This window comes from Rheinheimera salexigens, from assembly GCF_001752395.1.
Lineage (GTDB): Bacteria > Pseudomonadota > Gammaproteobacteria > Enterobacterales > Alteromonadaceae > Alishewanella > Alishewanella salexigens.
In genome coordinates this window covers 352,060-371,037 of record NZ_MKEK01000001.1, presented here as the reverse complement: position 1 = coordinate 371,037, position 18,978 = coordinate 352,060, and the positions used below count along the sequence as shown (strand labels likewise).

Here is an 18,978-nt window from a genome sequence, read left to right as displayed (position 1 = left end):
ATAATTTACATTTAATTAAAGCTGCGCTATATCTATACAGATACTGCAGCAAGTTAAAGGTAAATCATGTCGACAATAGACCAGCAAGGCATGCTAATAGACAGCAAAGTACAACTTAAACGTTTCGAAAGCATTGAGCACGGCAACTTATCCTCTGTAAAAGCTATAGTAGTTCATCAGACCGATGCACCCACTGCACAGCACACATTTAATAGCTATAACGGTGGTGGCAATGGTGCCCACTTTCTTATTGGTAAAGATGGCACAATTTATCAAACGGCAAGCACAGCTAAACGCTGTTACCATGTTGGACGGTTAATTAAATCGAAATGTCTTACCTTAAATAAAGATAATTGTAACAGTGTAGAAATGGCAAAAATATTGGCCAAATCGTGGTCAAGTCAAATTAAAGCTATAGATAACCATGAGCGTCAGAAGTCCTATCCAGATAGATACCCTGTAAACAGTGACGCTTTAGGTATTGAGATCGTTGGTAAGCATTTAAATGATCAACAATACGAAGCGGTGAATCCGCTACAAAATGAATCGTTAAAATGGTTAGTTGCAGAGTTATATTGCCACTTTGGTTTATCTGGTGAAGATGTATATCGACATCCCCAAGTCTCTTATAAACATCCTGGCGAAGCTAAAGGAGCGAGTTGGTAATGCGCGTTTTCACTTTTTTAATCACAATATTATTAACTGCTTGCGCTAATAATGTTGCTTTTAATACTGAGCAATTAACCGCGTTATATGTTGCCGATTTTAATTCTGATGAAATTACTCGCTGTACTCCTAGTGATGTCGATTTAAGCAATCGCGAAGCATTAGCATTTTTTAAGCAGGCTAAATTAATCGATAGCAACACATTACACGACTATTATGATTATGCTCCATGCGCTATTGAAGGACCGGTACAATATCAACAAGCTAACTGTAATTGGCAGATTAGAGCCGGTGCGACTGGCCATATCCAATGTGCAGAGCAACGATGGTACTTTGCCTGTGACTCTCAGACCTGCGAGGCATTATTTTAATCATTGGATTAAACTTAATGCTTTACTAAAGTATTAACCAAAAACTTTGGAGCAGTAATGATGCAACAAGCGGCGTTAATTACACTACATGGTATGGGAGAAACAGACTCTGGCTATGCTAATAAACTGCTAAAAACCGTCCTGCGCCAGCTAGGTATTAACGCCAAGCAGTTGCATAGCAACAGTGTTTATTATCAAGATATTCTGCAGCAAAACGAACAGCGTGTCTGGCAAGCAATTGGTTTTCGGTTACGATGGAATAAGCTGCGACGCTTTATGTTATTTGGCTTTGCCGATGCGGCAGGTTTAGAGCATCGCAAAGAAGCAGAAAATAGTAGTTATCTTTTTGCCCAACTCAGTATTGCTCGGGCGCTGTATGTCGCAAAACAACAGCTTAGTCCAAGCGGCAAGGTAGTCATTTTAGCTCACTCTTTAGGCGGCCATGTTTTTTCTTGTTACTTATGGGATGCCGGCTGCGCCCGTGCTGGCAAAAAGGTTACAGCCGGTATATGGCAAAATATACGCGCTTATCAAGCCGCTATTAGCGGCGATATACCGTTAACTGATGACGATATTGCTTTTTTACAAGGCAACGCTTTAGCCGGTTTAATTACCACGGGTTGTAATATTCCGATCTTTGTTGCTGCCCATGCTATGGAGCAAATTGTGCCAATTACTCGGCCTAGCCCTGACTTTTTTTGGCATAATTATTACGATAAAGATGATGTGTTAGGTTGGCCGTTAGCCGATTTATCGCCGGGTTATCAACAATTAGTTACCGATTATAGTATTAATGCCGGTGGCGGCTTTTTTGGCTGGCTTGCGGCAAGCTGGAACCCATTATCCCACAACCAATATTGGCAAGATAAGCAAATAATAACCGCTGTTACAGAGCAATTAAAAAAAACAATATCGGCTTAGCTTTATGTCTAAGCCGATGCAGCAAACCGATTACAGCCAGCTATTTACTCTGTTTTAGTTGCTCTGCTATTAGCTATTCTGCGGTTAAAAATGCTTGATAACTCTGATTACTACTGACGAGTTGATATTGATAACCTAACGTCTGTAAAAACGGCTTAATATCATCATGGCTCGCCACTTCAAAACCAGCCAACACATCTCCGGTTGCCGCACCATGATTACGATAATGGAACAGAGTGATATTACAATTTTCGCCTAAGGTGTTTAAAAAATTCATTAAGGCTCCGGGGTATTCCGGAAAGTTAAACTGATACACTTGCTCTTGTAATTTTCTCGGTGGTATACCGCCAACCATATAGCGCACATGTTGCTTGGCCAGTTCGTCATCCGATAAATCTTGATACTGATAACCGGCTGCGCTCAATAATTGCTTAACGGTATCTAATTCTGATTGGCCATAACGTAATTTAATGCCGACAAAAATATGGGCTTTATTATCACTGGCATATCGATAATTAAACTCAGTAATCGCGCGCCCGCCCAATGCTTGGCAAAAACGGCGAAAGCTGCCTTTTTCCTCCGGAATGGTTACCGCAAATACCGCTTCTTTCTTCTCCCCCAACTCACAACGTTCAGAAACATAACGTAAGGTATCAAAGTTTAAATTAGCGCCACTTAATACTGCCGCCAGTTGCTGCGGCTTAGCTAATGACTGCTGTTGTGTCTGCGCTTGTGTTTGTTTTTGCTGTAGCTGCTGACTGTATTTTTTTAAGCCCGCTAATGCTAAAGCGCCTGCAGGTTCGGCCACGGCCCGTAAATCATCAAAAATATCTTTAATCGCAGCACAAATTTCGTCACTAGACACAGTGATAACCTGATCACAAAAGCGCCGGGCTAAATTAAAGGTTTCCGTGCCTATCCGTTTCACGGCAACACCATCGGCAAATAAGCCCACCCGATCTAACGTGACGGGATGGCCAGCAGCAAGTGCCGCTTGAAAGCAGGCGGCATCTTCAGGCTCAACACCTATTACCCGAACATTAGGCTGAATAGCTTTAATATACACCGCCATTCCGGCAAGAATACCGCCACCACCTACCGGAATAAAAACAGTATCTAATTGATTATGTTGACTGAGTAATTCTTTAGCTACCGTACCTTGGCCAGCAATAACATCAGCATCGTCAAAAGGGGGGATATAAATAGCACCATCAGTATTGGCTAAGTTCATGGCGTAACTATTGGCTTCATCAAACGCAGTGCCATGCAATACCACATTGCCACCTAAGGCTTTAACCGCAGCCACTTTAATTTCTGGCGTGGTAATAGGCATGACAATAGTCGCTTTTAAGCCCAGTTTACTTGCAGATAGCGCCACACCTTGCGCATGATTACCCGCCGAGGCGCACACTACCGCGCTATTCGGACTTTGTTGCTGTACTTTATGCAACTTATGAAAAGCACCACGGATTTTAAAGGAATACACCGGTTGCTTATCTTCACGCTTTAACAGCACTTGATGGCCTAAGCGCTGACTGAGTTTCGCCATGCCATCTAAGGGGGTTTCTACTGCAGCTTGATACACTGGCGACAGTAAAATTTCACGTAAATACTGCTGCATTAATTCTGTATCTGTTTTAGCACAAGAATCAGTGACCGCATTAGTAGCAGCACTAGATTTATCTACGTATTGTTGAACTGTTGCCAGGTTACTCATTGTTACTCCACTGCTGGTCTTTAATTACTAGCGACTGTTGGTTAATTGTTCTAATTTTGCAATATCACGTACCGCACCTTTATCTGCACTACTTGCCAGCAAAGCATAAGCTTTTAAAGCGTTACTCACCGGCCGTTGTCTATTCTCTGGCTTCCATGCTTGTTTGCCCTTAGCTTCCATAGCCTTACGCCGCTCAGCCAGTATCTGATCGCTAACAGCGATAGCAATTTTTCGCTGCGGAATATCAATCTCAATAGTATCGCCTTCTTCAACAAGCGCGATGGCACCACCACTAGCCGCTTCTGGTGATACATGGCCAATTGATAAGCCTGACGTCCCCCCAGAAAATCGACCATCGGTAATTAAGGCACAGGCTTTGCCTAAACCCATCGATTTTAAGTAGCTGGTTGGATACAGCATTTCTTGCATACCCGGGCCACCTTTAGGGCCTTCGTAACGAATAATTACCGCATCACCCGCAATGACTTGTTTGGCTAAAATTGCGCTGACAGCATCATCTTGGCTTTCAAAAATACGCGCACGACCGGTAAATACTAGGTTTTCTGGCTCAACACCTGCGGTTTTTACAATACAGCCTTGAGGGGCAATGTTGCCAAATAACACCGCTAAACCACCATCTTGCGAATAAGCATGTTGTTGACTGCGAATACAGCCTTCTGCACGATCATCATCTAAGCTGGGATAACGGCAGCTTTGCGAAAACGCTTTAGTGGTACGAATACCGGCAGGACCGGCAAGATACATTTGCTTAGCGGCATCGGTACCGGTAGAAGCGATATCCCACTCGGCCAGTACAGCCGCTAAATTTGTACCCGAGACATGCGGCGTATTGGCATTCAATAAGCCAGCACGATTAAGCTCGGCTAATATGGCCATTACACCACCGGCGCGATGTACGTCTTCCATATGATATTTAGGTGTTGAAGGCGCCACTTTACACAGATGCGGCACTATGCGAGATAAGCGGTCGATATCGTCCATGGTAAAATCCACTTCACCTTCTATCGCCGCTGCTAATAAATGCAGCACGGTATTGGTGGACCCGCCCATGGCAATATCTAACATCATGGCGTTTTCAAACGCAGTTTTATTGGCAATATTACGCGGTAAAGCGCTGGCATCATCTTGTTTATACCAACGATTACATAACTCCATAATCCGAAAACCGGCCTGAACAAATAATTCTTTACGATCGGCATGAGTCGCTAACAAAGAGCCATTACCCGGTTGGGCTAAGCCTAAAGCTTCAATTAAGCAGTTCATTGAGTTGGCGGTAAACATACCGGAACAACTGCCGCAGGTTGGGCAAGCACTTTTCTCTATTGCGTCGCTGTCTTCATCTGACACCGTAGGATCAGCGCCTGATACCATAGCATCCACTAAATCTAATTTGATAATTTGGTCAGATAATTTGGTTTTACCCGCTTCCATTGGGCCACCAGAAATAAAAATAGCTGGCACATTTAAGCGTAATGCTGCCATTAACATACCTGGAGTTATTTTATCGCAGTTCGAAATACACACGATGGCATCGGCGCAGTGCGCATTGATCATATACTCTACCGAGTCGGCAATTAACTCGCGCGATGGCAGGCTATACAGCATGCCGCCGTGGCCCATCGCAATACCGTCATCTACTGCAATGGTATTAAACTCTTTAGCAATACCGCCAGCTTCTTCAATGCTGGCGGCAACTAATTTTCCTAGATCGCGCAAATGAACATGACCAGGAACAAATTCACAAAATGAGTTAACAACCGCAATAATGGGTTTACCAAAATCGGTATCTTTAACACCTGTAGCACGCCAGAGCGCACGAGCACCTGCCATATTGCGGCCTTCAGTAACAGTGGCGGATCGTAGTTTTGGCATAGCGGTGACACTCCGTAATAAAATTTAAGCTAAAAAATTAAGCCTGCAACACAGCTAAGGTTGCACCAGCTAATTGTAATTGTTGAATATCATGTAATTTATTTAGCTGATTAGTCAGCAACTGGATGGGCTTTTCGCTACTCACTGTTAAGGTTATCTCTAGGCCCAGACTATTCGCTACAGCGTTAAACTCTAAGCCTAGCAGTTGATAGCCGCGATAACGGGTTACCTGTAATAAACGTTCGATAACAGTCGGCGTATTTGTCGCAGTGATGGTTATTACATGTTGCATTAGTTTGCCTCCATTAACATACTTTCATTGCCAGCCCCAGGTGGTACTAAAGGCCAAACGTTATCTTGTTCATCTATTGATACATGCAGTAAATAAGCCCCAGGCCACGTAAACATGGCTTCTAATGCATCTGCGACTTCTTCTTTACGGCTGATACGATGGCCCGGGATAGCGAACGCCGCCGCTAAGGCCACAAAGTCAGGATTATCGGACAAGTCAGTTTCGCTGTAGCGCTCATTAAAAAATAGTTGCTGCCATTGCTTAACCATACCTAAGCGTTGATTATCAATAATGACGATTTTGACCGGTAAACGAAAACGTTTAATAGTGGCTAACTCTTGCACGTTCATCATAAATGAACCATCACCCGACACCGTGATCACCGTATCAGTGGGCCGGGCTAGTTTAGCGCCAATGGCCGCTGGTAAACCAAATCCCATCGTGCCTAAACCACCACTGGATAAATGATTCCGCGGACTGTTAAAGCGCATATGCTGCGCCACCCACATTTGGTGCTGGCCCACATCACAACTGACTACCGTGTTGTCCGGCATCCGCTCGCTTAATTGCTTTAATAATAACGGGGCATAAATACGCTCACCCGGATGATCATAGCGCCAGCCAAATTGTTGTTTTAATGCTAAGCAATGGCTTAACCACTCTTTACAGTCTGTTTCGCTGCTGATTGCCGGTAATATTTGCTTCATGTCGCCTAATAATGCGGCATCAGCAAAGCGAACTTTATTGATTTCAGCCGGGTCGATGTCAACATGGATCACCTTAGCGCCGGCAGCAAATTTGTCTAAATTGCCAGTCACCCTGTCATCAAATCGGGCACCTAAACAGATTAATAAATCACATTGTTGTACGGCTAAATTAGCTGCTTGGGTGCCATGCATACCCAACATACCTAAATAATAGCGGTTATCTTTGGCTACTGAACCCATGGCTTTTAACGTCGTTACCGAGGGCATAGGGTTAGCTTGCAAAAACTGTTGTAATTCCGCCATGGCATCGGCCATATGCACGCCACCGCCGATATAAGCCATGGGCCGTTTTGCTTGTGCTATTAACTCGCGCGCTTTAGCAGCATTAGCTAAAGAAGTGGCTATCTCATTATTGCTGGTTGCTGCTATAGCAGGTAGCTCGGCAGCGCTAGCAGCAGCCAGTTGCACATCTTTAGGAATATCAACTAACACCGGTCCCGGCCGGCCAGAACTAGCTAAAACAAAGGCTTGCTGCAAGATGTCGGCTAATTCATCAACATGGCGCACCATAAAGCTGTGCTTGGTCACGGCTAAGCTTAAGCCTAAAACGTCAATTTCTTGAAAGGCATCAGTGCCCATTACGGTTTGCGATACTTGGCCAGTGATAGCAACTACAGGAACAGAATCTAACAAGGCATCGGCAAGAGAGGTTATGATGTTGGTTGCACCAGGGCCTGAAGTGGCCATGCACACGCCTACTTTGCCTGAAGCTCGGGCATAGCCGACGGCAGAGAAAGCTGCACCTTGTTCATGCCGACATAAATAATGCTTCAGTTGGCTTTGATACAACGCATCGTAAATTGGCATAATGGCGCCACCGGGATAGCCAAAAATGGTTTCAACGCCGTGCTGCTGCAGTACTTGAACCACTATTTCTGCGCCTGTCATTTTCTATCCTCATGTACCGTTAAATTTGTTTGTTGTAAGCCTTAAACGAAAAAACCCCCGATTCTTGCGAAGCGGGGGTTTTTGGAAAAGCAATGTAAGCTAGTTTATTTTTTCCAAATACGCGCCCCCGCGGCGACTAATAATCACCACGCTAATGAGGATAATAATATTTAGAAAACTAGCTATACGCATAAATTGCTCTTAATAACTTTTCTGTTATAAATTAGGTTATAAATTAAAATTCGTTGTCTTAAGTCAGCAATTTAATACATTCGCCAACTGACCTACCTATAGAAATAGCCGTCTATCAGTCTTAAGTCAACTGTTTTTTTATAATCTGGCCTTTTAATTTTGGTATATTGATAAATGTCATATTTGCTAGTTAGCAAGGTCGCAGCTTACACTTGAGCTATCTGTTATTGCTATCGAGGAGGGCTTGTAGTGTCTCAGCTAGAACTATTTGACTTACCCAATCCGTGTATTGGTGTCTGCCAAAGCAATAACAGAGGCTATTGCATCGGCTGTTTACGCTCGCGAGATGAACGTTTTAACTGGCATGATAAACCGGTTGCAGAGCAGGCCCGAATTTTAAAGTTGCTAGCGCAACGTCGGCAGCGTATTCAGGTCAAACAAAAAAAAGAAAATGACTCACCGCAAAACGGTGAATCGTTAGATTTATTTTAATCAATCAGAAATCAATCAGAGTTAATTAGCCATTCTTTTTGATTAAACCAATTAAGAATAACAACACCACAGCGCCCACGGTTGCCGTGACTAAAGAGCCAATTAAGCCATAAGACCCTAAGCCTAATAAACCAAATATAAAGCCACCAAGTAAAGCGCCTATAATCCCGACGACGATATTGATCAAAAGACCAAAACCGCTGCCTTTCATAATCAACCCAGCTAACCAGCCAGCTATAGCACCTATTATTAAAAACCATAGAAAACTCATATATTATCCTCGTAGATTAAATATTGAACATTGTTTTGCTTACTGCATAAGCAAAGCATATAACCAGATAATAACAAGTGCTTATACTGTACTTCTTTTGCTAAGGGCTGCTGTAAAACACTTAACAAAGGCTCAGCACTATACTTACTGTAAGCTTCTGCTGCAGTCCAGCATCGATAAAAAGCCGTTAAATTATCCGCATTGGTTAATGCTGCATATTCGGCACTAAACTCTGCAATATTCCGTGATTTTATTTTTTCAACATCTAAACCTAAGCGACTTTTTTTGCTTACAGCCACTGCAACTACTTGGCCTGAGTGGCTAATAGAGAGATGCCAAGGCTGATGACAAACCGTTAATGCCGGTGCTTTATCTGAGGGTAATTCTATCGCGACGCTAGCAACACTGTAACAAAAATGTTGTTGCAGTAATTGACGAGTCAGGGCGCGACCATTACAAAACTGGAGCTGACGTTTTTGGCTTAATGTTTGCGCATATTGCCATTCTTTATTAGTGAGATGTTGGCGACATTGTTGTAACGACAATAATTGCAACCTGTAGCTTAGCAAAATCATATTTTAGCCCTAGTTTCTCTAGCTGTGCTAATGTTTGCCAGTATACCTGTGAATCTGAGCGACTGTCACACCTTGGCTATTAAGATCTGCCGTGACAATGCTTTGTCGCTGGGGTAGACTTCTTGCTTTTAATTTCCAGGCACATTAATCCTTTGAATCGCGCTGCTTTAAAACAACTATTACCGCATAGAGGTACTGCACTTTGGCTAGACTCTGTTAGTCAAATTGAGCCGACGCGTATTGTTGGTGCAACAACAGCTGATTGCCTGGCTTTATATGGCCCAGATTGTCCAAGCTACTTACTCTATGAAGCTGCCGCGCAACTTTGTGGGGTACATGGCGCAAGTCAGTCAAAGCAAGCTAAACGGGCCTATGTGGTAAAAGTACAGCGCTTAAAAATATACCAGACTGTTGCTGAAGCTAAGCCTGTAATCGTTCGCTGCGAATTACTAAATAACAATGGGTTAGGTGCCCAGTATCAATTTGAGATAAGCCAAGATGAAGTTTTGCTTAGCGGTAACTTATTGATGGTAATAGAACATGCTTAAATTATCAGCTGTGTGCTATCGCTACCCAGGAGCCGATATAGATGCTTTGGCTGGGATAGACTTGTTACTACAAGCAGGAGATATAGTAGGGTTATTAGGTGCCAATGGTGCAGGTAAAACCACATTATTTTCATTGTTAAGCGGGCTGACCCAGCCCGTAAGTGGCCAGTTAATTTGGCAACAAGCGGATATGCGCGTTGGTTTGGTGCCGCAACATTTAGCATTTTATAGTCAACTTAGCATTATTGAAAACCTCACTTTCTTTGCCGATATATACCAACTTCAAGGCAGACAACGACAGCAGCAATTGCAAACTGTAATTGATGCTTGCAACTTAAACGCCAGATTAAAGCAACGTGCTGCAACCTTATCTGGTGGCTGGCAGCGACGGCTGAACTTTGCTATTGGTATCTTACAGCCAGCAGAGGTATATCTTTTCGATGAAGCAACAGTGGGTGTTGATGCCCAATCGCGTCAGCAATTACTTACCGCGGTTAAGCAGCTAGCAGCTGCTGGCAAAACGTTACTTTACACTAGCCATTATCTTCAAGAAATTGAGCAAATCGCTAGTCGCATACTAGTGATGCAACAAGGCAAGCTCTTACTAGACGTTCCACTTAGCCAATTTGGTTCAGAGAGTTGGCAATTAATGGTGCAATGGCCACAGCAAGAACCCAGTGGCTGGTTAGAGTTACTGGCAAACTTGGCATTAACCGCACAACCGATAGCCCGAGGCAGTATTATAGACCTGTCGAGTGCAGACCAATGGCAAAGCTTAAACCAGTTTATTACAGCCCAGCCTGTGCAACCTGACTTAATACGCTACGGCAAACCTTCGTTGGAGCAACTGTATTTGCATGTCACTGGGGGCCAGCTATGAGGTTGTGGGCATTATTGAGTAAAGAGTGGCGTATACTCTACCGAGATCTGCATGCTTTAGCCGTGCTCTTTTTAATGCCGCTAACGTTTGTGCTATTGATGTCGTTTGCCTTATCCGATCTTAATTCTGGCGAGCCCGCGTCAGCTAGCTTGCAGCTGATTCAACACTCTGATGACACTAATAGTCGTTTTTTTGCCGCCGCATTGGCTGAGCAAGTCATGTTGGTACCTCAAAGCGGCGAAGAGACGATAACGGTTATTACTAGTACTGAGTTTAGTGCGTTACTAGAACAAGAAACGACAGCCTCATTACCCCAACTCCAGCTTATTTTCCCAGCCAGTACCGCCCCTGTACTGCGTCAGCAGATACGAGCAGCGGTTACCTTAAGCTTGGCTCAAACCCGTTTACAGGCTTTTTTAACCGCCAATGAGATGTTGTCTGATCAACAAAGCTTAAGCCAACAACTGGCGATTGTACGACAGCAAACCGATAGCACCCTTGATGAGCAAGATAGAGGCCGTGGCGGTCAGGTTTTTGATCAGGCTAGCGCTAGCCAGCATAGCGTACCGGCTTGGTTAATTTTTGGTATGTTTTTCGTTATGCTTCCTATGGCAAACACACTGCTTTCTGAGCAGCAAAGCGGTACTTTATTACGATTAAAGTCTGCCAATTTACCCCCTCTCACACTAGCTGTTGGTAAATGCTTACCCTATTTTTTCATTAATTTATTGCAGTTTACTGTGTTGCTTGCGGTAAGTCGCTGGTTGTTACCCATGTTAGGTTTAGAGCCATTACAGTTAAATGGTAGTGTACTTGCATACTTAGTTTTGGCCTGTAGCATAGCGTTATGCAGTAGCTGTTTTGGCTTTTTAATTGCTAGCCTAGTACGTAGTAATGAGCAGGCTCTGATGCTAAGTGGCGGCTGTAATATTATTTTAGCTGCCATTGGCGGTATTATGGTGCCAAAGTCAGTTATGCCAGAAGCAATGCAACAGCTAGCAGCCTTGTCACCAATGAGTTGGGCATTGGATGGTTGCCTTATTTTATTAACGGGCCACGGTGGTGTTACTGACATTGTCCCTGCCGCTTTAAAACTAACCTTATTTGCGCTAAGTAGTTTTACTTTAGCGTACTTCATTTATCAATTTAAGCTGAGTCGAATAAAATGGACCGCAATTTATTAACTGAAAAATTAAAACAATTGCTTATACTTGAGTGTGACAAGGAAGATGAGCTGGAATCGCAAGATATTAGTAATAATGAAGTATTATTTGGTAATACTAGTCGACTCGATTTAGATAGCCTAGATGCCTTACAGCTTAGCTTAGCTGTACAAAAACACTATGGCGTTCGCATAGAAGGCGCAAGCCAAGGCCGTAAAGTACTGCATAATATTGATAGTATCGCTGACTATATTTTGGCAAATAAATGACAGCCGTTTATCTTAGCCAGTTTCATTTGAGTTCTGCTTTGGCGACGGATCTACCGCAAGCGGCTGCACGATACGCTAAAGGTGAGCTGCCCTTACCTAGTTATGCTGAAGATGCATTGTCACTACCCTATTTTGCGGTAACCGGTGCGGATCTAGCCTTACATGAAAGATTACATCAGCTATTACAAACAACGCTGGATGCAGCTGGCTTAGCCGCGTCTGAATGCTTATTACTCGTTGCGTCTACAGCGCTAGATGTCAGCCTGCTAGAACAGCGGTTAGAACAAGGTCAGCCGCTAAGCTATGCCTTGATGCCTTCTTTCGATAGCTTTAAGCATAAACTTACTGCTGAATTTGATTTTGCTGCCGTACGTATTATCAATACCGCCTGTACTAGCGCAGCTAATGCACTGCTTTATGGCCAGCGTCTGCTACAAGCGGGCTTATACCGCCATGTGTTAATATTAGCGTTTGAGCCACCGGGTAAAATTACTCGTTCTGGCTTTAGTACCTTAGAATTAACCAGCAGTAGTGGCCAATACCGACCGTTTCACCCGCAACGTGATGGCCTAATATTAGGCGAAGCCTATGCCACTGTGGTAGTGAGCACACTTCCAGATAACACCCCAACTGCCGAGTTGCTAGGAGGATATAGTGCTTGTGACACATACAATATTACGACTACCTCAGAAGATGGCAGCCATATTGCTCAAGTTATGCAGCTAGCGTTAGAGCAAAGTCGCGTTAACCCCGCTCATCTTGCTTTACTTAAATTACATGGTACCGCAACTCCCGCTAACGACACCGCTGAGCAAAACGGTATCAGACGCCTATTTGCGGATAAAGTTCCGCCTTTAGCGGTGTTGAAACCCTATTTAGGCCACACCTTAGGTGCCTGCGGTTTAAGTGAATTGGCGCTGTTGTTTGCTTCAGCACAAGAGAGCACTATTCCCGCTTTACCTTATGCTAGTGAAGCAAGCCTACCTTTTAGTCATGAAGAAGTAGCACTTAAATCACAAGATATTGTAATGGCAAACTTTTTTGGCTTTGGCGGCAATAATGCCAGCTTACTGTTGAGGAAGTGCTGATGTTTAGTGTTGTCCAACATTACGAGCTAACCCTCGATGCTAATAGTACTGACAAGATGCTAAAGCAACAATTAAAGCAACAATTGCCACGTATGCCGCGGCGTATGGATCGATTAGCGTTGCTAACATTATTGTTGGCACTGCCATTTCGCGGCCAACTCGCGAGTCGTTGCGGTATTTATTTAGCTGCGGATTATCCATCCTTAGCTAATATGTATGCTTTATTAGATACCGTTATTGTTCAGCAGCAACTGCCTAAGCCATTTGAATTTGTAAATAGTGTCAGTAATGCTGCCAGCTTTTATGCGGCTCAAATGTTAAATTTAGATGGCCCCAATGTGTTTATTGGTGCCGGAAGCGAGCCGTGGCAGCCATTAGCCGAGTTAGCTTATGCCGACTTACATTGCGATATAGTACCAGAGGCACTATTAATCCGCTGCCTACAAGGCAACAACCAACTGAGTGGGCAGGCTGTGCATCTACGCCCTGGTCACTGGCAGCCTAAAAATTGGCAGTTTAGTGATTTTGCCACGGCAGCGCGTTAACGGTTTAACCATTCGCAGTCTGTTTGCTCCACGCCGCTAACTGTTGCATCAATTGACGCTCTTGCACAGCCAATTGCCGTAAGCTGGTGGCCAGTACCGAAAAATCTGTATCCGCTTGTTTGGCTTTACAATACTGCACCAATTGTGACGCAAAGCCGCGCCAGCCATCACCAATTAAGGTCATTTGATTGGCGGCATCGTGCAATACCGGCTCATTAAGTTTTGTTGCCGCTTCTTGTAAAAATGAGGCGTACATAAAACGAAACCCAGCCCCTCCAGTACCAATCTCTTCTTGCATCCGTACGATATGGGTCAGATATAGTCGATTATACTTCTTAGCGCTAGGATCCAGCTTTTCAATTTGCTTAGCTAAATGAAAAATACCGCGCACACCAATCCAAGGTAAAGGTAAACCATCGAGAATACGGGTAGTGGCTTTAATACTTTGCCGAATAAGCTTAGGCCAGTTTACCTCAGTTGGCGTGCGCCCTAAGGTATACATTAAACCTTTAGGCGCCAAGGCGCCTTTAGCAAAACGGGCTTTATTTAGTGCCATACTGTCACATTGCACCACTTCTTCAAATACTGGGTCACTAATTAAGTAATTATCATTTTCTTTACCGTAAACCAGTAAGTTATGGGCGTTAAAATGAAAACGCATTTCTGCTGGAAAATAGGGTAACCAAAACACACTAGTTTGTAAGCCAACAGCTTGCTGATTGGCTAAAGCCTGATCAAGTGCCAACTGACCCGCCTCAACTCGGCTAAAACGTTGACTCTGAATATTCAAACCTAAGCGTTTATTCAAAGTATTAATAATATGCTTTGGCGGCATCCGATACGCAATTAATGGCATGCCATTTAGCTTAACAATAGGTAAATAAGCAAAAGCTAATGCCGATGATAATCCAAATACCATTGGCTCACTGATAGCAAAGCCGGCATTTGTCAATAAGCTAGACATTACACCGCTTTCACAATGTGCGCTTTGTTGATGAGTAAAGGTCATATTATACCTGCTGATTAGCTTGCAACTGATAGGCTTGAAGTTGAGACAAAGGTACAGCAAGGGCGTCACTGTATCGTTGTAAGATGGTGCTAGATAGACCCCGATAATGAGCGGGATTAAAATGACGGCGAATACGCCAGCGCCAAAAGCCACTGATCTGACTTAGGCCTGCTTCATCTAACCTAGCCTGATACATCAAAAAAGGTAGGGGCGACAAGAGCCCTTGTTGCCACTGCTTATGGGCCTCATGCGCTTGCTGTTCTAATGTTTCTACCGCTAAAGTGGTAGCAAAGGCCTCGGTATCCCAGCCGCTACTTTGCGTACCGGTATAACGGCCATCACGCGTGGTCGCGTACAGGAGCTTTTTATGACCACCATAACTGCTGCTGTCATCTTGAGGCACATCATCCAGCTCCATTACTGGCTACCTCTAACAACATAAAGGCACTTGAAAAACGACCACTTTCGGGAATGTAACAGAGAATTTTTTCGCCTACTTGCAGTTTTCCGCTGTGAAAAAGCTCTTCTAGCATAATAAAAATAGAGGCTGAACCAGTATTACCTTTGCTGGTTAAATTAGTAAACCATTTATGTTGTGGGATCACAAAATCAATATTTTCTAACCCTACTAATAACCGATCGCGAAAATATTCTGAAGAATAATGTGGTAAAAAATAATCTATTTGTTCAGGTAACATAGGGTGTTTTTGCAATACGCGTTGTAAGGCTTGCTCGACGGTTACCGTGACAATATTTTCATTTAACAGTTTAACATTTTGCTTAACGGACATCACCGATTGCTCAGCACGACCGGCGGCATCAAACTGGGTCCAGCCCTGTAAGCCAGTGGCAGTTTGTTCAGCACCTGCATACATACAAGCCGGTAATTGGTTGGCAAATGAAATAATTTCAATCCAGTGAATGCGTAGGCTTAGCCCTTTTTCTGCAGGTTTATTTTGCAACCAAACCGCACCGGCACCGTCAGACAGCATCCAGCGTAAAAAGTCTTTTTCAAATGCTAACTCAGGTTGCTTATCTAGTTGGGCAAGTTTCGCAGCGCTTTCAGCACTAAAGTTACGAGCATGCATCATATTGGAAGCCACTTCAGAGCCGCACGCTACCGCATTTTCGCTATTTCCACTGGCAACACTCATCCAAGCGTACTTTAAAGCCGTAATACCACAGAGACAAATACCTGCCGTTGCAACCACTTCGCACGGCGGATTACCAAGCTCACCGTGTACCATAACCGCATGGTTCGGCATCAATTGATCGGGTGCTGAGCTACTAGCCACTAGGCATTCAATACTATTTAACTGTTCCGGTGTTGCACAAAGCTTACGAATGGCCAAAGCAGCTAGCTGGGCATTATTAAACGCTGCTTTTCCCGTAGCTGGATCGATAACGTAATGACGCTGTTTAATACCATTACTGCGTAAAATTAACCGTCTAGCGCGAGAAGGTTTATTGCCTACTTGCCCCAGTCGGGACTCCATATCTTCATTTGATACTGCATCAAAAGGTAACTCTGCTGCAATACGACTAATATACACTGGCTTTACTGACATCAAATTCCCTTCAACTCATGTCTTCACTGTTTATTACTACTTATTACTACTTTATTCGCCGGACGGAGCCGCAAAATAGCGTTTTTGCTTAGCAATACGTTTTTTCGTTAGGGGAGCAAGTAGCTTCTTAGCCAAGGTGGTAATAGGCACTACGGTAATTATTAATAGCAATAAAAAGCACACGTAGACTGCAAGACCAAACTTACGGCGTATGCTCTGCTCTGGGCCTAACCGGTATAACAACTTGGCCCAGACACTAAAACTATGGTTACCTACCCGCTCACTCGCAATCAGTTTTTCATCAATAGTCACTGCTTGTAAACCGGTTAACATGCTGCAGGTAATAGCGCTGCTATCTTCTTGAAGCCGCTGGGCGATGCGATCACCAAAGCGACTCGCCGCCTTGATATCTTGCTCACTAATTCCAGCCTTTGGCAGCCAAGACTTGGCTTTTTGCTTGCCCGTAAACATCCACATTGGCGTGGCAATAAAGCTGGCTGCACTACCGCATTTATCAATTAACGCAATATTATCAACCAGCCTAGCTTGTAGCCGCTGCAAGTGAACTTTAACTTTTTCTTGTGCCATTAGCCACATGTTGCGACAGCCAATCAAAGTAACAACAGGCGTATTCTTAAAAATCTGTTGCGCTAGGGGGGTCTGTAAAAAGCTGCTAATGGGCAAGGATGGCGATAAAAACCACACCTGATAAGCTAAGATAATCAGATCGTACTTTTCGGCTAATTCGGTCGTGGGAGGCAGCAGTGGCTGCGGAATTTGTAATACTGTTTCTGGAAAAACAGAAAAAAAGCGAATCAAAGACCAAGGAAACGGATAAGGTGTAACCGGTTGCACAGCAATAAAATCAACTTGAATGTCATCTGCCGTTAATAAAGGAGTACAGACAGAAGAAACAAGCCTATTAAGTTGGCCCGTTTGCGAATAATTTATAACTAAGATTCTGCGCATCTTGTATCACTTTATCCCAATTGAATATTTCAAGCCGATGATTTTGCCCGCTAACTGCCCTTAGGGTCAATCAATATTGAATTAAAGTGTTTTTAATTTACTTTTTATAACTAATTTATATATCATAGCCGCTTTTTAGTGTTATTAATTTAGGATAGGGATGATGCTGACGTGGAATTATATATAAAATCCTGGGCGGTTTGGACGCCGTCAGCAAACAAAGATGGCGCTATAGTTTCAGCACAACCTACTTTAAGCCAAGTGCCAGCGATGACACGTCGACGCTTTAGCAAAATGACCAAACTCGCCTTTGATGTTGCTCTACAAGCTGTTGAACAGCACGACAATACTCCTCTACCAACCATTTTTTCTTCTCGTCACGGTGATTTGCATAAAACGTTAATGCTGCTGCAACAATTGGGTAATCAGGAGCTGTTATCACCCTCGCAGTTTGCCTTATCTGTGCATAATGCTATTAGCGGCCAATTTAGTATGTATAGCCAAAATCAGGCCGATAGCAATGCCATAGCGGCGGGTGCTGATAGCTTGCATTATGCGGTATTAGAGGCTGCTGCTCGCTTTTATAGCGAGCCTGATTTAATGCAACTTCTCGTCGTTTACGCAGATGAGCCTGTACCTGAACCCTATCAGCAATTTTGCCAAGACCCGTCAGCGTCTATCGCTCTAGCGATCCTGCTGCACCGTACTGAAGGTGAATTAGTCCAGTTTACTATGCATCCCAATGAGCAAAGTCTAGCGGACGCTGATCAGGCGCTTAAGTTATTAACTTTTTTACAAGGTGAGCAAGAACAGTTAATTTTGCCTGGTCATCAGCGGCAATGGCAGTGGAGCAAGGCAAAAAAATGCAACAATTAAATCATTGGTATCGTATTCTAGCGACAGGGTTTTGCTTTGCCGTTTTCGGTATTGGCGGTGTTTTACTGTCTTTAACCGTATTTCCGCTACAGCGTTTATTTATTCGTGATTTAGAACAACGTAAACGCCATGCTCGGCATACTGTGCATAAAGCGTTTAAAGGTTTTATTGCCTTGATGCGTTTTGTCGGTATTTTTAATTTCAACTTTACCGCCTCTGCTCAATTAGAGCAGGCTCGCGGCCAAATTATTATTGCTAATCATCCTAGCTTGATTGACGTGGTAGCGCTAATTGCTATGACACCACAAGCCGATTGTGTGGTAAAAGCACAATTATTTTCCAATCCTTTTATGCGCGGTGTAATCACTAGCACTGGTTATATTAGTAATTCTGATCCAGACAAGCTATTAGATGATTGTGCAGCCTCTTTAAATAAAGGTAATAATTTAATCATTTTTCCAGAAGGTACTCGCAGTACTCCAGGATCTACATTGGTATTTCAGCGTGGCGCTGCTAATATCGCGCTTCGAGCAAAGCGGGGCTATCTAGCATTGTATATTTGTTGCCAGCCAAGTACCCTCACTAAACAGGAAAAGTGGTATCAGGTTCCCGCAAAAAAGCCAACGTTGAGCATTAAATATTTACAAGATATTCAGCTTACCGATTATTTGGAACGCATTCAGTCCCCTTCGTTAGCTGCCCGCCAGTTGACTAGGGATTTACAGTATTTTTATCAACAGGCAGTGAAGTAACATGGACTCTTTGAAACTCGAACTTAAGCAGCTAATTATTAATACATTGGAGCTGGAAGATATAACTCCAGATGATATAGATGATGACGCACCGTTATTTGTTGACGGCTTAGGGTTAGATTCAATTGATGCATTGGAATTAGGCCAGGCATTAAAGAAACAATATAATATTAAACCTGATGCAAACTCTGAACAAAATAAACAGCATTTTGCCAGCCTAAATAAATTAGCATTGTATGTTAAGCAACAGCAGTTAGTGGAGTAAA

Annotated in this window: 23 protein-coding genes; 13 read left to right on the top strand and 10 right to left on the bottom strand. The window is 43.6% G+C overall.

Annotation, left to right across the window (positions count from 1 at the left end):
* Positions 1–66 precede the first annotated feature (66 nt).
* From BI198_RS01820 to BI198_RS01810, 3 genes are read left to right on the top strand one after another with little or no spacing between them, the layout of a single operon-like run.
* On the top strand, positions 67–666 hold the full coding sequence (locus BI198_RS01820; RefSeq protein ID WP_070048012.1) for a peptidoglycan recognition protein family protein: 600 nt from the start codon (positions 67–69) through the stop codon (positions 664–666).
* Positions 666–1,037: a hypothetical protein gene (locus BI198_RS01815; protein WP_070048011.1), complete on the top strand. Its 372-nt coding sequence runs from the start codon at positions 666–668 to the stop codon at positions 1,035–1,037. Before BI198_RS01820 ends, BI198_RS01815 begins: the two co-directional genes overlap by 1 nt.
* A 57-nt stretch (positions 1,038–1,094) precedes the next feature.
* On the top strand, positions 1,095–1,958 hold the full coding sequence (locus tag BI198_RS01810) for a hypothetical protein (protein ID WP_070048010.1): 864 nt from the start codon (positions 1,095–1,097) through the stop codon (positions 1,956–1,958).
* A gap of 73 nt (positions 1,959–2,031) precedes the next feature.
* On the opposite strand, the gene ilvA is transcribed toward BI198_RS01810, so the two are convergent.
* From ilvA to ilvG, 4 genes are all read right to left on the bottom strand, one after another.
* Complete coding sequence (gene ilvA, locus BI198_RS01805; protein WP_201243561.1) at positions 2,032–3,579, bottom strand: threonine ammonia-lyase, biosynthetic; 1,548 nt, start codon at positions 3,577–3,579, stop codon at positions 2,032–2,034.
* Between the two features lie 123 nt (positions 3,580–3,702).
* Positions 3,703–5,568, bottom strand: a complete 1,866-nt coding sequence (ilvD, locus tag BI198_RS01800; RefSeq protein WP_070048008.1) for a dihydroxy-acid dehydratase — start codon at positions 5,566–5,568, stop codon at positions 3,703–3,705.
* 37 nt (positions 5,569–5,605) lie between these two features.
* The gene (gene ilvM, locus BI198_RS01795; RefSeq protein WP_070048007.1) at positions 5,606–5,860 is read right to left on the bottom strand and encodes an acetolactate synthase 2 small subunit; all 255 of its coding nucleotides are present in this window, start codon (positions 5,858–5,860) and stop codon (positions 5,606–5,608) included.
* Positions 5,860–7,515, bottom strand: a complete 1,656-nt coding sequence (gene ilvG / locus BI198_RS01790) for an acetolactate synthase 2 catalytic subunit (RefSeq protein WP_070048006.1) — start codon at positions 7,513–7,515, stop codon at positions 5,860–5,862. Before ilvG ends, ilvM begins: the two co-directional genes overlap by 1 nt.
* 441 nt (positions 7,516–7,956) lie before the next feature.
* Here ilvG and BI198_RS01785 point away from each other — a divergent pair, with 441 nt between their 5' ends.
* Complete coding sequence (locus tag BI198_RS01785) at positions 7,957–8,199, top strand: DUF1289 domain-containing protein (protein ID WP_070048005.1); 243 nt, start codon at positions 7,957–7,959, stop codon at positions 8,197–8,199.
* A 25-nt stretch (positions 8,200–8,224) separates the two neighbouring features.
* Here BI198_RS01785 and BI198_RS01780 read toward each other — a convergent pair whose 3' ends face one another.
* Both BI198_RS01780 and BI198_RS01775 read right to left on the bottom strand, forming a co-directional pair.
* Complete coding sequence (locus BI198_RS01780) at positions 8,225–8,470, bottom strand: GlsB/YeaQ/YmgE family stress response membrane protein (RefSeq protein WP_070048004.1); 246 nt, start codon at positions 8,468–8,470, stop codon at positions 8,225–8,227.
* Entirely contained in the window at positions 8,467–9,045 is a 579-nt protein-coding gene (locus BI198_RS01775) for a 4'-phosphopantetheinyl transferase family protein (protein ID WP_070048003.1), read from the bottom strand. The genes BI198_RS01780 and BI198_RS01775 overlap by 4 nt, the downstream gene beginning before the upstream one ends.
* 152 nt (positions 9,046–9,197) lie before the next feature.
* Here BI198_RS01775 and BI198_RS01770 point away from each other — a divergent pair, with 152 nt between their 5' ends.
* Genes BI198_RS01770 through BI198_RS01745 form a run of 6 tightly spaced genes read left to right on the top strand, consistent with a single transcriptional unit; the run spans position 9,198 to position 13,538 of the window.
* Positions 9,198–9,593 carry a hotdog family protein gene (locus BI198_RS01770; protein WP_070048002.1) on the top strand — a complete coding sequence of 132 codons (396 nt, stop codon included), beginning with the start codon at positions 9,198–9,200 and terminating at the stop codon, positions 9,591–9,593.
* On the top strand, positions 9,586–10,473 hold the full coding sequence (locus BI198_RS01765; RefSeq protein ID WP_070048001.1) for an ABC transporter ATP-binding protein: 888 nt from the start codon (positions 9,586–9,588) through the stop codon (positions 10,471–10,473). The genes BI198_RS01770 and BI198_RS01765 overlap by 8 nt, the downstream gene beginning before the upstream one ends.
* On the top strand, positions 10,470–11,657 hold the full coding sequence (locus tag BI198_RS01760; protein ID WP_070048000.1) for an ABC transporter permease: 1,188 nt from the start codon (positions 10,470–10,472) through the stop codon (positions 11,655–11,657). The genes BI198_RS01765 and BI198_RS01760 overlap by 4 nt, the downstream gene beginning before the upstream one ends.
* Positions 11,639–11,905 carry an acyl carrier protein gene (locus BI198_RS01755; protein ID WP_070047999.1) on the top strand — a complete coding sequence of 89 codons (267 nt, stop codon included), beginning with the start codon at positions 11,639–11,641 and terminating at the stop codon, positions 11,903–11,905. The genes BI198_RS01760 and BI198_RS01755 overlap by 19 nt, the downstream gene beginning before the upstream one ends.
* Positions 11,902–12,993 carry a beta-ketoacyl synthase N-terminal-like domain-containing protein gene (locus BI198_RS01750; protein ID WP_070047998.1) on the top strand — a complete coding sequence of 364 codons (1,092 nt, stop codon included), beginning with the start codon at positions 11,902–11,904 and terminating at the stop codon, positions 12,991–12,993. Before BI198_RS01755 ends, BI198_RS01750 begins: the two co-directional genes overlap by 4 nt.
* Complete coding sequence (locus BI198_RS01745; protein ID WP_070047997.1) at positions 12,993–13,538, top strand: hypothetical protein; 546 nt, start codon at positions 12,993–12,995, stop codon at positions 13,536–13,538. Before BI198_RS01750 ends, BI198_RS01745 begins: the two co-directional genes overlap by 1 nt.
* Before the next feature lie 4 nt (positions 13,539–13,542).
* Here BI198_RS01745 and BI198_RS01740 read toward each other — a convergent pair whose 3' ends face one another.
* Genes BI198_RS01740 through BI198_RS01725 form a run of 4 tightly spaced genes read right to left on the bottom strand, consistent with a single transcriptional unit; the run spans position 13,543 to position 17,084 of the window.
* A complete protein-coding gene (locus BI198_RS01740) occupies positions 13,543–14,547 on the bottom strand; it encodes a BtrH N-terminal domain-containing protein (protein ID WP_070047996.1) in 1,005 nt (334 codons plus the stop codon).
* 1 nt (position 14,548) lies between these two features.
* A complete protein-coding gene (locus BI198_RS01735; protein ID WP_070047995.1) occupies positions 14,549–14,965 on the bottom strand; it encodes a hypothetical protein in 417 nt (138 codons plus the stop codon).
* On the bottom strand, positions 14,952–16,115 hold the full coding sequence (locus tag BI198_RS01730; protein ID WP_070047994.1) for a beta-ketoacyl-ACP synthase III: 1,164 nt from the start codon (positions 16,113–16,115) through the stop codon (positions 14,952–14,954). Before BI198_RS01730 ends, BI198_RS01735 begins: the two co-directional genes overlap by 14 nt.
* A 51-nt stretch (positions 16,116–16,166) precedes the next feature.
* The gene (locus BI198_RS01725; protein WP_070047993.1) at positions 16,167–17,084 is read right to left on the bottom strand and encodes a hypothetical protein; all 918 of its coding nucleotides are present in this window, start codon (positions 17,082–17,084) and stop codon (positions 16,167–16,169) included.
* Positions 17,085–17,255: 171 nt separating this feature from the next.
* On the opposite strand from BI198_RS01725, the gene BI198_RS01720 reads away from it, so the two are divergent.
* The 3 genes from BI198_RS01720 to BI198_RS01710 are packed head-to-tail and all read left to right on the top strand — an operon-like array spanning position 17,256 to position 18,977.
* A complete protein-coding gene (locus BI198_RS01720; RefSeq protein ID WP_070047992.1) occupies positions 17,256–17,960 on the top strand; it encodes a beta-ketoacyl synthase chain length factor in 705 nt (234 codons plus the stop codon).
* Positions 17,948–18,712 (top strand): lysophospholipid acyltransferase family protein, encoded by a 765-nt coding sequence (locus tag BI198_RS01715; RefSeq protein ID WP_070050559.1) that lies wholly within the window; start codon positions 17,948–17,950, stop codon positions 18,710–18,712. The genes BI198_RS01720 and BI198_RS01715 overlap by 13 nt, the downstream gene beginning before the upstream one ends.
* A gap of 1 nt (position 18,713) precedes the next feature.
* The gene (locus BI198_RS01710; protein ID WP_070047991.1) at positions 18,714–18,977 is read left to right on the top strand and encodes a phosphopantetheine-binding protein; all 264 of its coding nucleotides are present in this window, start codon (positions 18,714–18,716) and stop codon (positions 18,975–18,977) included.
* The last annotated feature ends 1 nt before the right edge of the window (position 18,978 follow it).